Annotated in this window: 10 protein-coding genes; 4 read left to right on the top strand and 6 right to left on the bottom strand. The window is 69.9% G+C overall.

The genetic code is table 11. The annotated features are described in order from the left end of the window. The first annotated feature begins 12 nt into the window (after positions 1-12). On the top strand, positions 13-714 hold the full coding sequence (locus tag CMO28_RS12720; protein ID WP_296713988.1) for a cysteine hydrolase family protein: 702 nt from the start codon (positions 13-15) through the stop codon (positions 712-714). A 36-nt stretch (positions 715-750) separates the two neighbouring features. Here the strand turns inward: CMO28_RS12720 and CMO28_RS12715 are convergent, their stop codons facing one another. Genes CMO28_RS12715 through ptsP form a run of 3 tightly spaced genes read right to left on the bottom strand, consistent with a single transcriptional unit; the run spans position 751 to position 6,075 of the window. Then, a complete protein-coding gene (locus tag CMO28_RS12715; protein WP_296713986.1) occupies positions 751-2,520 on the bottom strand; it encodes a PTS fructose transporter subunit IIC in 1,770 nt (589 codons plus the stop codon). A gap of 34 nt (positions 2,521-2,554) precedes the next feature. Beyond that, positions 2,555-3,535, bottom strand: a complete 981-nt coding sequence (gene pfkB / locus CMO28_RS12710) for a 1-phosphofructokinase (protein ID WP_296713983.1) — start codon at positions 3,533-3,535, stop codon at positions 2,555-2,557. Beyond that, a complete protein-coding gene (ptsP, locus tag CMO28_RS12705) occupies positions 3,532-6,075 on the bottom strand; it encodes a phosphoenolpyruvate--protein phosphotransferase (RefSeq protein WP_296713982.1) in 2,544 nt (847 codons plus the stop codon). The genes pfkB and ptsP overlap by 4 nt, the downstream gene beginning before the upstream one ends. 276 nt (positions 6,076-6,351) lie before the next feature. Between ptsP and CMO28_RS12700 the strand changes: the two genes are divergently transcribed. From CMO28_RS12700 to CMO28_RS12690, 3 genes are all read left to right on the top strand, one after another. Further along, positions 6,352-7,362, top strand: coding sequence for a LacI family DNA-binding transcriptional regulator (locus CMO28_RS12700; protein ID WP_296713980.1), 1,011 nt, complete (start codon positions 6,352-6,354; stop codon positions 7,360-7,362). An 87-nt stretch (positions 7,363-7,449) separates the two neighbouring features. Further along, positions 7,450-7,731, top strand: a complete 282-nt coding sequence (locus CMO28_RS12695) for a metal-sensing transcriptional repressor (protein WP_296713978.1) — start codon at positions 7,450-7,452, stop codon at positions 7,729-7,731. A 90-nt stretch (positions 7,732-7,821) separates the two neighbouring features. Continuing rightward, positions 7,822-9,141 (top strand): MFS transporter, encoded by a 1,320-nt coding sequence (locus tag CMO28_RS12690; protein ID WP_296713975.1) that lies wholly within the window; start codon positions 7,822-7,824, stop codon positions 9,139-9,141. A gap of 38 nt (positions 9,142-9,179) precedes the next feature. Here the strand turns inward: CMO28_RS12690 and CMO28_RS12685 are convergent, their stop codons facing one another. The 3 genes from CMO28_RS12685 to aceB all read right to left on the bottom strand — a co-directional run bounded on the left by CMO28_RS12685 (position 9,180) and on the right by aceB (position 12,379). After that, positions 9,180-9,410, bottom strand: a complete 231-nt coding sequence (locus CMO28_RS12685; protein ID WP_296713974.1) for a hypothetical protein — start codon at positions 9,408-9,410, stop codon at positions 9,180-9,182. A gap of 13 nt (positions 9,411-9,423) precedes the next feature. Further along, a complete protein-coding gene (aceA, locus tag CMO28_RS12680; protein WP_296713972.1) occupies positions 9,424-10,710 on the bottom strand; it encodes an isocitrate lyase in 1,287 nt (428 codons plus the stop codon). Between the two features lie 70 nt (positions 10,711-10,780). Next, complete coding sequence (gene aceB, locus CMO28_RS12675) at positions 10,781-12,379, bottom strand: malate synthase A (RefSeq protein WP_296713968.1); 1,599 nt, start codon at positions 12,377-12,379, stop codon at positions 10,781-10,783. Positions 12,380-12,448: the final 69 nt, after the last annotated feature.

Genomic DNA, 12,448 nt, shown 5'->3' with positions numbered 1-12,448 from the left:
AGTCTGCGCGTGATGCATGTCTATATCGATGGCGCCCGGCAACCGCTGGGCGCCGGGTTCGACGACTATCTGAACCCTGGCCGCACGGCGGTGGTATCGATCGATCTGCATCGGGGCCATCTGGAGGATGATCCCGACTGCCCCTGCCCCGCCCCCAGGGCGCGGGCGATCGTCGGGGGCGTGAACCGGTTTCACGCCGCGGCGCGTGCCGCCGGCGTGCCGGTGATCCATGTCCGCAGCACGCTGCGCAAGGGTGGCGTCGACGACATCGCCGGCATTCCATCGGCCTGGCGGCGGGTGTTCCCGCTTCATGTCGGCCCGATCCCCAATTCCGACGGCCATGCGATCGAAGGCTCGCGCTGGACGGAGTTCGTGACCGAGGTCGACGATCGCGATCTGGTGGTTTCGGGCAAGAAGCGGCTTTCGGCCTTCTACCCCACCGATCTCGACTTCCTGCTGCGCAATATGGGCGTCGAGGCGCTGATCCTGAACGGCTGCCTGGCCGATTGCTGCGTGCTCAACACCGCCTTCGACGGCTCCAATATGGGCTATCGGGTCACGGTGCTGCGCGATCTGGTGGCGGGCACGACGGAGGATCTGGAAGCCGCATCGCTGAAGATCGTCGCCATGCATCTGGGGCTGGTCGCCGATGCGGAGGATCTGCTCGGCGCCTGGCAGGAGCGGCAGCCCCCCGCAAAAAAACGGGCGGGATGATCGCCATCCCGCCCGCGAACCCGAAGGCAGACCGGCTTAAACCGCGGCCGGTGCCGCGGGTTTGGCCACCGGCTTCTTCAGGATGCGCAGCGTGATCGCGGTCACCACGGTGCCTGCGATCAATGCGACCAGATAGCCGCCGAGCGAGACCACGGCATTGGGGATCGGCAGCACGAAGATGCCGCCATGGGGCACCTTGAGCTGGGCGCCCACCGCCATCGAGATGGCGCCGGCAAGGCCCGAGCCGACCATCAGCGACGGGATCACCCGGAACGGATCGCGCGCGGCGAAGGGGATGGCGCCCTCGCTGATGAAGGCGAGGCCGAGCACGGCCGCAGCATTGCCCGCCTCGCGCTCGTCACCCGTGAACCGGCCGGGGAAGAGTTTGGTCGCGAGCGCAATGCCGAGCGGCGGGGTCATGCCGGCCGCCATGGCCGCCGCCATCGGCCCGTAGATCTCGGAGGCGATCAGGCCGGTGGAGAAGGCATAGGCGGCCTTGTTGACCGGGCCGCCCATGTCGAAGGCCATCATCAGCCCGATGATCAGGCCGAGCAGGATGGCGCTGCCGCCCTGCATGTTGCGCAGCCAGTCGCTGAGGGTCGCCAGGAGCTGCGCCACCGGTTCGCCCACCACAAACAGCATCAGCAGCCCGGTGAGCAGCGAGCCCAGGATCGGCAGGATCAGGACCGGCTTCAGCCCCTCGAGATTCTTGTGCAGGCGGATGTTGCGATTGAGCCAGGCGGTGCCGTAGCCGGCGATGAAGCCGGCCACGATGCCGCCCAGGAAACCGGCACCGATCTGGGTGGCGATCATGCCGCCGATCATGCCCGGCGCGATGCCCGGCCGGTCGGCGACCGAATAGGCGATATAGCCCGCCAGCGCCGGCACCATCAGCGCGAAGGCGCCCTTGGCGCCGATCTGGAACAGGGCATAGGCGAGCGTGCCCTGATTGGCGTCCTCATAGGCATAGATGCCGCCCAGCGCGAAGGCGATCGCGATCAGCAGGCCGCCCGTGGTGACGAAGGGCAGCATGAAGGAGACGCCGGTCATCAGATGACGATAGGGACCCGTGCGGCCGGATCCCTGTCCGGCGGCCGCCTTCGCCGCAGCCGCATCATCCGGGGCCGCGGCGCCCTTGCCCTGAAGCTTCGCCTCGGCGAAGGCGCGGTTGATCAACCCCTGACCGTCATTGATCGCAGGCTTGGTGCCGGAGAGATAGACCCGCTTGCCGTCGAAGCGCGACAGGTCGACCTGGGTGTCGGCGGCGATGATCACCAGATCGGCGGCGCGGATCTCCTCGGCGGTCAGCCCGTCCCGCGCCCCCACCGAGCCCTGGGTCTCCACCCGCGCCTCGTGCCCCAGCGCCTTCGCTGCCTGAAGGATGCCCTCGGCGGCCATGAAGGTATGAGCGATGCCGGTGGGACAGGAGGGGATGGCGACGATCCGCCGGCCGCCGGCGGGGGCGGCCGAGGATGCCGAAGCCGGCACCGCGTCCCCCGCGAGCGCCCGGGCGAGCACGGCCGCCGGATCACGCAGCACCTCGTCGACCGCTGCTGTGGTCACGGCCTTGCCGGCAAAGCGCGGCTCGCTGCCGCTGCCCCCCACCGCCAGCACCGCATCGGCACCGGCAATGGCGGTGGCCTCCAGCACGTCGCGTGCCGTCTCCCCGTCATGGAATTCGATCGCGATCGCGTGACCGCCGTCATGGGCATGCTTGCGCAGCGCTTCCGCCGCCAGCCCCGCCCGGGTGCCGAGCCGTTCGGTCCCGGCCTCTTCGGCCGTGATCACGGCCACCAGTTTCGACATGTTTCCCCCTTCTGCCGCGAGATGCGGCAGCGGATCAGTTCCGGACCTGAAGACGGTCGGCGATATCGGCCTCGGCCAGATGCACGCGGGCCATGGCCGCCTCGACCACGCCCCGCCCCGGCAGATGCGGCCCCACAAGGCCAAGCTTGGTCGCGGCGAAAGCGGTGCCGGCGCGGGCGATCCGTTCGAGATCCCCCCCCTCCGCATGGGCAGCGACGATGCCGGCAACCATGGCGTCGCCCGCCCCCACCGTGCTCAGCACGCGCTCGGGCGGCAGGCCGGCATGGATCGCGCGGGTGGCGGTCACGAACAGGGCCCCCTCTGCCCCCATCGAGACCACCACCAGCGCGATCCCCCGCGCCACCAGGCCCTGCGCCGCCGCCAGCAGATCGGCCCTGGTTTCGAGCCGCCGGCCGGCCCAGGCGGCAAGCTCGTCCCGGTTGGGCTTCACGCAGTCGGGCAGCGCATCCTCGTCGGCCCCCAGGGCGGTGGCGAGCGGCGCACCGCTCGTATCCAGCACCACCCGGGCGCCGCGGGCGCGGAGCCTGCGGCAGAGATCGGGATAGATCCCGACCGCCACCCCAGAAGGCAGACTACCGGCCAGCACCACCACCGATCCGGCCCCCGCCACCTCGTCGAGCACGGCGCGCAACCGGCCGAGATCGGCGGCCCCGACTGCCAGGCCGGGCAGGTTGATATCGGTGGTGTCTGCTGCGGCCAGATCGGCCAGTTTCACATTGACCCGGGTCTCTCCGGGCACCCTGAGAAAGCGGTCGGCGATGCGGCCGGCGGCGAAGATCTCGTCGAAGGCGGCGGCATTGTCGCGCCCCAGAATGCCGGTCGCGGTGACCCGAAGCCCCCAATCGGCCAGGCAGCTTGCGACATTGACGCCCTTGCCGCCGGGGCTGCGTTCCACCCGCTTCGCCCGATGAACCTCTCCCGGCACCAGATGGTCGATCACGATCGTCTGGTCGATCGCCGGGTTGAGGGTGACGGTGATGATCGTGGCCGTCATGCGCCGAGCCTCGCCTCCAGCGCCCGGACATCGGCGGCGGTGCCAGCGGCCAGGGCCTCTTCGGCCAGCGCCTTCAGTGCGGCATGGTCCAGCGCGCGCAGCCGGGCCTTCACCGCCGGGATGTCGCGCGGCGTCATCGACAGCTCGCGCACACCGAGGCCGGCCAGCAGCGCGGCGCCGAAAGGATCGCCGGCAATGCCGCCGCAGACACCGACCCAGCGGCCGGCACGGGCGGCGCCCTCGACCGTCATCCGGATCAGCCTGAGCACGGCCGGATGCAGGCTGTCCGCCTCGGCGGCCAGATCCGGATGCTGCCGGTCGATCGCCAGACCGTACTGGGTGAGATCGTTGGTACCGATCGAGAAGAAGTCGACATGGGGGGCGAAGACGTCCGCCTGCACGGCGGTTGACGGCACCTCGACCATGATGCCGAGCGGGACCTCGGGCGCATCGAGATCGGCGCGGATGCGGTCGGCGATCCGGCGCAGTTCCAGCACCTCGCCCAGCGACGTGATCATCGGGAACATGATCGAAAGCTTCGCGCCCTCGCGGGCGGCGCGATAGAGCGCACGCAGCTGGGGTTCCAGCAGATCGGGCCGGCGCAGCAGCAGCCGGGCGCCGCGCACGCCGAGGAACGGGTTCTCCTCATGCGGCAGATGCAGATGCGCCACCTGCTTGTCACCGCCGATGTCGAGCGCCCGCACGATCAGCGGCCGGCCGTCGAGCGCCGCAGCCATATCGCGATAGAAGGCATACTGCTCGTCCTCGTCGGGCGTGCGGTCGCGTTCCAGGAACAGGAATTCGGTGCGCATCAGGCCGACGCCCTCGGCCCCCTGATCCAGCGCCAGCGGCACCTGATCGGGCCGGTTGACATTGGCCCCGATCTCGACGGTATGGCCGTCGGTGGTCCGGGCCGGCAGACCCCGTTCCTCTGCCGCCCGCGCCCGCAGGGCCGCCTGCTCGTCGGCCCAGGCGCGGGCAAAGGCGAGCGCCGCATCCGACGGCTCGACATAGAGCCGCCCGGCCTGACCATCCAGGATCACCTGGGTGCCGGGGGTGATGTCGAGCAGCGCGCCGCCCCCGGCCACCATCGCCGGCAGGCCCAGGGTGCGCGCCAGGATCGCGGTATGAGAGGTGGGGCCGCCCTGGGCGGTGGCGAGGCCGATCACTTTCCCCGTATCCAGCCCGGCCGTGTCGGAGGGCGAGAGATCGGCGGCCAGCAGGATCACCGGCCCCTCGGGCAGGTCACCGATGCCGCCCGGGGCGAGGCCCGGCTCGATCCGCAGCAGCACCCGCCGGCCGACATCGCGCAGATCCGCGGCCCGGGCGGCAAGGACCGGATTGTCGGAAGCCGCCAGCCGCCCGGCCAGCCGCTCCACCGCTTCGTGCCACGACCAGGCAACGCCATGGCCTTCGACCATCAGCTGGCAGGCAAGGGTCACCAGATCGGCATCGTTCAGCAGCTCGGCCTGGGCCTCGAAGATCTTCGCTTCCGCGGCCCCCAGCCGGCGGGAGGTGTCGTCGGCCAGAACCTTGAGCTGTTCGCGGGTCAGCTGCAATGCGCCATGGAGCGCATCGCCCCCCTCGATCAGCGAAACCGGCCGATCGGGAACCGTCATCGGCCCGGACGCGAGCACATGGACCCGGCCGATGGCAAGGCCGGGTGCGGCAGGCAGGCCGGCAACCGGCACCAGCCCGGCATCGGCGGGCGGGGTCCAGCCGGCGACCGGCGCGGCGGCCCGCTCGGCCGCGCGCGCCGCTGCCGCCCGCTCTTCCTGGCCCAGCCGGTCCATGACCGCCTTCAGCTGCTGAAGTGCCCGGGCAGCATCGGCGCCTTCGGCCGAGACCCGGACGGTGTCGCCCTGTTTCAGACCAAGCTGCAACAGCGGGATCATGTTTTTGGCGTCCGCCGCCTCGCCGCCATGGCGGATGCGGATCCGGGCCTGGAACCGCCGGGCCGTATCGGCCCAGACAGAGGCGGGACGGGCATGAAGGCCGGTCGGGTAGTCGACCGTCCAGTCGAAGCCTTCGGCGAAATCGGTTGCCTCTCCCGCCGCAGTGGCGGGCAGATCCTCGCCCGACAGTGCCCGGATGATGTCTTCGGCACGGCTGGTGCGGGTGAGTTCGGCCAGCCGCGCCTCGTCGTTCAGCAGCCGGGTCAGGCGGCGCAGGATCGCGATATGGGCATCGGATCTGGCGGCGATCGCCACCACCAGGCGGGCGGTCTGGCCGTCATTCCAGGTCACGCCCGCAGGCACCTGCAGCACCGCCACCGCATTGCCATGGACCAGCGCGCGGTCGTCGACCATGCCATGGGGGATGGCCACGCCGGAGCCCAAGAAGGTGTTCGCCACCGCCTCGCGCTTCAACATGCTGTCGACATAGGCCGGTGCGCAGATGCCGGCGGCGACCAGCATCTGCGCCGTCTCGCGGATGGCCGTCGCCTTGTCGGCAGGGGCGGCCCCCAGCCGGATGAGATCGCGGCGGATGGCGGCGGCGCCGTCGGCCGGCGGCGCGAAGGGCTCGGGGGCTGGCGTCATCGTCTGGTCTTCCTCCCCTGCCCGGCCGTCTGGGTCCGCCCCTGTTGTCGGGGCCACCGGGCGTGTCGACAGGCACGGCCCCGGCGGCCCGCGGGGCCGGCTTGGGGCGTGCGGAATTTTCGTGCCGAACGGCACTTCGGGGTGAATTGAAATCGATTACACAAACACTGTCAAGGCAGCACCCTTTCACACATATGCTGCACTGCAGCAAATGCTTGCAATCCGCCAGCCGATGGGCGAAAATCCGGTTTACGGAACTGAAAACGATTTCAGGCTATGTCCACGCTCAAGGCCAGAATCAAGGATGTCGCCCGCGAAGCCGGGGTCTCGGTCGCAACCGTGTCGCGGGTGCTGACCGGCGGCCCCGTCAGTACGCAGTTGCGCGACAAGGTCGATGCGGCGATCCGCGCCACCGGCTATCGCCCCAATCTTTCGGCCCGCCGGCTGCGCTCTCAGCACAGCCGGACGATCGGCCTGATCGTGTCCGACATCCGCAACCCCTTCTTCACCGCGGTCAGCCGGGCGGTGGAAGATGCCGCCTACGAGGCCGGCATGCGGGTCATCCTGTGCAACACCGACGAGAACCCTGAGAAAGAGGCGATGTATCTGCGCCTCATGCAGGAGGAACGGGTGACCGGGCTGATCTTCGCACCCACCCGCACCTCGGCCGAGGCCCTGTCGCAGACCGCGCTCGATTTCCCGGCGGTGCTGATCGATCGCGTCGGCCCCCCGGGCCTGCACGATGCCGTGGTGCTCGACAATGCCGCCGCCGCCCACACCCTGGTCTTGCATCTGATGGAACAGGGTTATCGCCGCATCGGCGGCCTGTTCGGCAACACCAGCACCACCGGCATCGAACGCCATGCCGGTTTCGCCGCGGCCCTTGCCACCCGCGGTCTGCCGGCCCCTGCCCGTTTCGTTCCACCCACCGCCGATGCGGGAGAGGCGGAGCTGCTGGACTGGATGCAGTCGGCCGATCGCCCCGATGCGCTGATCGCCAGCAACGGCCAGCTTCTGCTGGGCGTCGCCCGTGCGGTCCGCCGGCTGGGGCTCAGCATGCCGCATGATCTGGCGGTTGCCGGTTTCGACAACGAGACCTGGACCGGTCTGGTCGGCCCCGGCCTGACCGTCATCGAACAGCCGGTGCACGAAATCGGCACCACCGCCATGTCGCTGCTGTTCGACCGGCTGCAGCGCCCGGGCGGCCCGGCCCGCAAGATGGTGCTCTCGGGCCGGCCGATCCTGCGCGGCTCCACCGGGGCCCGGCTGCGCGCCGTCGCCAACTGACCCTGCCGCGACCGACCCCGCAAGCCCGGCCCTGCCGGGCTTTTCCAGGCCTCGACTTATCCTCTCCAGGGGGATAGGATAAGCACCATGACAGAGCACCTGCATATCCATGCCACCCACCCCGAGGTGGTGAAGCGCCTGAAGCGTGCGGAGGGCCATTTGCGCAGCGTCGTGCAGATGATCGAGGCCGGTCGGCCCTGCCTCGACGTGGCCCAGCAGCTCCATGCGGTCGAAAAGGCGGTCGCCCAGGCGAAGCGCACCCTGATTCAGGATCATCTGGACCACTGTCTCGACGATGTCGCAGCCCCGCTGGACGGGCCGCGACGGCAGGTGCTCACCGAATTCAAGGCGATCGCGAAGTATCTCTGAGCACCCGACATCTCTGAGCATCCGACATCTCTGAGCACCCGGCGCACGCCCTGCCGACTGCCGCCGGACCCTGACCGGAGGAGCCGTTCCATGGCAGCCCTGCCCGCGAACCGCATCTGGCGCCGCCTGTTCCTGGCACAGATCGTCGCCCTGACGGGCACCGGGCTTGCCACCGTGGCGCTCGGCCTGCTCGCCTGGGATCTGGCCGGAGCCGGCGCGGGTACCGTGCTGGGCACGGCGCTGGCGATCAAGATGATCGCCTATGTCGGCGTCGCCCCGCTTGCCGCAGCCCTGGCGGAACGGCTGCCGAAACGGCCGCTGCTGGTCGGGCTGGACATCCTCCGGGCCGCAATGGCCGCCTCCCTGCCCTTCGTGACCGACATCTGGCAGATCTATCTGCTGATCTTTCTGCTGCAGTCGGCCTCGGCCGCCTTCACGCCCATGGTCCAGGCGCTGATCCCTGAGATCCTGACCGATGACGGCGAGTATACGAGGGCGCTCTCTGCCTCGCGCCTCGCCTATGATCTGGAAGCGGTCGCAAGCCCGGCACTGGCGGCCGCCCTGCTCACCATCACCGGTTTCCATGCCCTGTTCGGCGGGACCGCGGCAGGCTTCCTGATCTCGGCCGCCCTCATCGCCGGGCTCGCCCTGCCTGGCGGCCGGATGAAAGGGGCGCGCCCCGCCCTGGGCCGGCGCAGCCTCGACGGCCTGCGCATCATCTTCGCCACCCCCCGGCTGCGCGGCCTCGCTGCGATCGATCTGGCACTGGCAGCCGCCGGTGCGATGGTGATCGTCGACACGGTGGTGATCGTCCAGGGCCGCTTCGGCCTGGGGGAAAGCGAAACGGCGGTCATGCTGGCGATCAACGGCGCCGGGTCGATGCTGGCCGCCCTCGCCCTGCCCCGGCTGCTCGACCGGCTGCCGGAGCGCGGCGTGATGCTCGCCGGCACGGCAATGCTCGCCCCCTGCCTTCTGGCCGGGCTGCTGGTCTCGGGTCCTCCGACCCTCGCCATCCTCTGGTTTGCCCTGGGTCTGGCGTCGGCGCTGGCCCAGACACCCGCCGGCCGGCTGCTGCGCCGTTCGGCGGCGCCCGAGGACCGGCCCGCTCTGTTCGCGGCCCAGTTCGCTCTTTCTCATGCCTGCTGGCTGCTGGCCTATCCGCTCGCCGGCTGGGGTGGTGCCGCGCTCGGCCTCGGGACGACCTTCATGCTGATGGCGGCGATCGCCGGTGCCGCGACCCTGGCCGCCCTGCTGTGCTGGCACCGCCATGATCCGGATGTGATGGAACATGTGCACGTGGCCCTGCCGGAGGGGCATCCGCATCTGGCCGATGCCCGCCCCGGCCCCCGGGGCCACGTGCACGCCCATGCCTTCGTGATCGACCGTCACCATCGCCACTGGCCGAGGTAACGGGAGGGCGTGATCCCGACCGCATGGGCCCCGACAGGTCAGTCGGGAACCTTCACCACCGGCACCAGCTGATCGCCCCAATGGCCGGCACCGTCATGGATGCGGCTCACGCGGTGCAGTTCGACCGTCGCCCCGGCCTGGACCGCCACCGAGACGGCGTGGTTCAGGCGGTGGACCTGGTCGGCGAGGCGGCGGATGGCGGTATCGCGATCGGGGGGATGCGGGCAGGAGCCGCTGCCCGGGATGGCGATCATCTCGGCGTCGTACATGGCAGGATTCTCCTCACTCGGCGGCGGATTTGTCGAACTGCGCGGCTTCGGTCGACTCGGCCATAGCCGTGGTCGACGACCGGCCGCCGGTGATGGCGAGCGACACGGCGTCGAAATAGCCGGTGCCGACCTCGCGCTGATGACGGGTGGCCGTATAGCCCGCGGCTTCCGAGGCGAATTCTGCCTGCTGCAGCTCGGCATAGGCCGCCATGCCGCGGTCGCGGTAGCCGCGGGCCAGTTCGAACATCCCATGATTGAGCTGATGGAAGCCGGCCAGCGTCACGAACTGGAAACGGTAGCCCATCGCCCCCAGCTCCCGCTGGAAACGGGCAATCTCCGCCTCCGACAGCTTTGCCCGCCAGTTGAACGAGGGCGAACAGTTATAGGCGAGCAGCTTGCCCGGATACTGCGCGTGCACCGCCTCGGCGAAGCGGCGGGCATCATCCAGATCGGGATGGGAGGTCTCCCACCACAGCAGATCGGCATGGGGCGCATAGGCGAGACCGCGGGCGATGCAGGCGTCGACGCCGTTGCGGAAGGCATGGAAGCCTTCGGCGGTGCGCTCACCCGGCACGATGAACGGCCGGTCGCGTTCATCGATATCCGAGGTGATCAGCTTCGCCGCCTCGGCATCGGTGCGCGCCACGATCAGGGTCGGCACGCCCATCACATCGGCGGCGAGGCGCGCCGCCGTCAGATTGCGGATGTGGGCTGCGATCGGGATCAGGACCTTGCCGCCCAGATGACCGCACTTCTTCTCCGACGCCAGCTGGTCCTCGAAATGGACACCGGCCGCCCCCGCCTCGATATAGGCCTTCATGATCTCGAAGGCGTTGAGCGGCCCGCCGAAGCCGGCCTCGGCATCGGCCACGATCGGCGCGAACCAGTCGTCGACGCTGCGCCGGCCTTCGGCATGCTCGATCTGGTCGGCGCGCTGCAGGGTGCGGTTGATCCGCCGCGCGAGTTCCGGTCCGGAATTGGCCGGATAGAGGCTCTGATCCGGATACATGGCACCGGCCTGGTTGGCATCGGCGGCGACCTGCCAGCCCGAAAGATAGATCGCCTTCAGCCCGGCGCGCACCATCTGCATCGCCTGATTGCCGGACAATGCCCCCAGGGCATTGATGTAAGGCTCGTCATGGAGCAGCTGCCAGAGCCGGTTGGCGCCACGTTCGGCCAGGCTCAGGGCAATGCGCACCGATCCGCGCAGCCGCTCGACATCGGCCGCGGTATAGCTGCGGGTGATGCCGTCGAAGCGGCCGGCAGGAGCGCCGGGCACCAGGGTGTCGAAGCTGGTCATGGATGAGGACTCCTCGTCGATGGGGAGGTGGTCGTCGATGGGGTGACGGGCGTCGATGGAATGAAGGACGTCAGGCCGCCGCGGCGGTGATCGCGCGATAGGCCGGCAGGGTCAGAAAGGGCAGCGGCCGGTCGCCGCCGCAGAGGGTGAGGAACATCGCTTCGGCTTCGGCGCCGCGCGGCAGGGCCGCCCAGTCGGCGCGCAGACCGGCCGCTTCGGTGGCGAGCCGGGCGGCGGTGACGGCGACGCCGTCCTCGGTCCGCACCCGATGGCGTGCCCATTGCCAGAGCTGGACGCGGCAGATCTCGGCGGTGGCCGCATCCTCCATCAGCCCGTCGAGGGCGACGCAGCCGCGGCCGTCCAGCCAATGGGCCAGATAGCGGATGCCGACCGAGAGACTGGTCCGGAGCCCGGCGGTGGTGATCGTCCCTTCCGGGCGCTGAAGCAGATCGGCCGCCGTGATCTCCGGCCCGTCATCGGGCCGGTCGAGCTGGTTCTGACCGGTCATCACCGCATCGAAGGCGGCGCGGGCCTCGGCGATCAGTCCCGGATGGGCCACCCAGGTACCGTCATGGCCAAGCCCGGCCTCGCGGGCCTTGTCCGCCCGGACCCGGGCCAGCGCACGGGCATTGCCCTCGGCATCGTCGCGCAGCGGGATCTGGGCCGCCATGCCGCCCATGGCATGGGCGCCGCGACGATGGCAGGTGCGGATCAGCAGCTGGGCATAGGCGGCCAGCGCCGGCGCGGTCATGGTCACCTGCGCCCGGTCGGGCAGGATGAAATCCGGCCGTGTGCCCAGGGTCTTGATCATCGAGAAGACATAGTCCCAGCGGCCGCAATTGAGGCCGGTGACATGGTCGCGAAGCGTGTGGAGGATCTCGTCCATCTCGAAGGCGGCGGGCAGGGTCTCGATCAGCACCGTGACCCGGATGGTGCCGCGGGCGAGGTCGAGCCGGTCTTCCACCCATTCCAGCACGTCACGCCAGAGCGCCGCCTCGTGCCGGTTCTCCAGCTTGGGCAGATAGAGATAGGGGCCCGTACCGCGGGCGACCGCCTCGGCGGCATTGTGGAAGAGGAACAGCCCGGCATCGAACAGTGCGGCCGATATCGCCGTCCCGTCGACCTTGAGATGCGTCTCTTCCATATGCCAGCCGCGCGGCCGCACGATCAGCACCGCCGGCGTCGGGGAAAGGGACGTCTCGCGACCGGTCGCCGGGTCGCGATGGGTAAGCGTGCGGCGCACCGCCCGGTACAGCACCGCCTGGCCGGTGAGCAACGCCCCCCAGAGCGGGGGGGTCGCATCCTCGAAATCGGCCATGAAGGCATTGGCGCCCGAGTTCAGGGCGGAGACCACCAGCTTCTCCGTCACCGGCCCGGTGATCTCGACCCGCCGGTCGACAAGATCGGCCGGCGCCGGCCGCACCCGCCAGTCCGCGGCACGGATTGCCGCGGTCTCTGCGGGGAAATCCAGAGGTTCGGCGCCTGTGGCGATGCGAACGGCGCGAGCCGTGCGCGCCACCAGCAGCTCGCGCCGCCGGGCGCCGAAACGCCGTTCCAGCCCTGACAGAAAGGCAAGCGCATCCGCCCCGAGCAGGGCGGCGGTCTCCACATCCGGGGCCGGTGTCGCCTGCACCATGCCTGCCCCGTCGATCCTGGTCATCGCCGTCATGGCCCCGTCTCCAGTCGTCATTTCCTCGTGTCACAGGATTGACAGACCGGCGGCGTCCCTTCATCACTG

This window comes from Tistrella sp. (genome assembly GCF_002684955.1).
Lineage (GTDB): Bacteria > Pseudomonadota > Alphaproteobacteria > Tistrellales > Tistrellaceae > Tistrella > Tistrella mobilis.
Note: the sequence above shows the minus strand (reverse complement) of the source record. Positions and strands in the feature narration are given on the sequence as shown.

Bases quoted from the DNA above. Each gene is read 5' to 3' on its own strand.
- CMO28_RS12695 (WP_296713978.1), top strand. From the start codon at position 7,450: ATGACAGAGCACCTGCATATCCATGCCACCCACCCCGAGGTGGTGAAG.
- aceB (WP_296713968.1), bottom strand. From the start codon at position 12,379: ATGACGGCGATGACCAGGATCGACGGGGCAGGCATGGTGCAGGCGACA.
- CMO28_RS12685 (WP_296713974.1), bottom strand. From the start codon at position 9,410: ATGTACGACGCCGAGATGATCGCCATCCCGGGCAGCGGCTCCTGCCCG.
- CMO28_RS12690 (WP_296713975.1), top strand. From the start codon at position 7,822: ATGGCAGCCCTGCCCGCGAACCGCATCTGGCGCCGCCTGTTCCTGGCA.
- pfkB (WP_296713983.1), bottom strand. From the start codon at position 3,535: ATGACGGCCACGATCATCACCGTCACCCTCAACCCGGCGATCGACCAG.
- ptsP (WP_296713982.1), bottom strand. From the start codon at position 6,075: ATGACGCCAGCCCCCGAGCCCTTCGCGCCGCCGGCCGACGGCGCCGCC.
- aceA (WP_296713972.1), bottom strand. From the start codon at position 10,710: ATGACCAGCTTCGACACCCTGGTGCCCGGCGCTCCTGCCGGCCGCTTC.
- CMO28_RS12700 (WP_296713980.1), top strand. From the start codon at position 6,352: ATGTCCACGCTCAAGGCCAGAATCAAGGATGTCGCCCGCGAAGCCGGG.
- CMO28_RS12720 (WP_296713988.1), top strand. From the start codon at position 13: ATGCATGTCTATATCGATGGCGCCCGGCAACCGCTGGGCGCCGGGTTC.
- CMO28_RS12715 (WP_296713986.1), bottom strand. From the start codon at position 2,520: ATGTCGAAACTGGTGGCCGTGATCACGGCCGAAGAGGCCGGGACCGAA.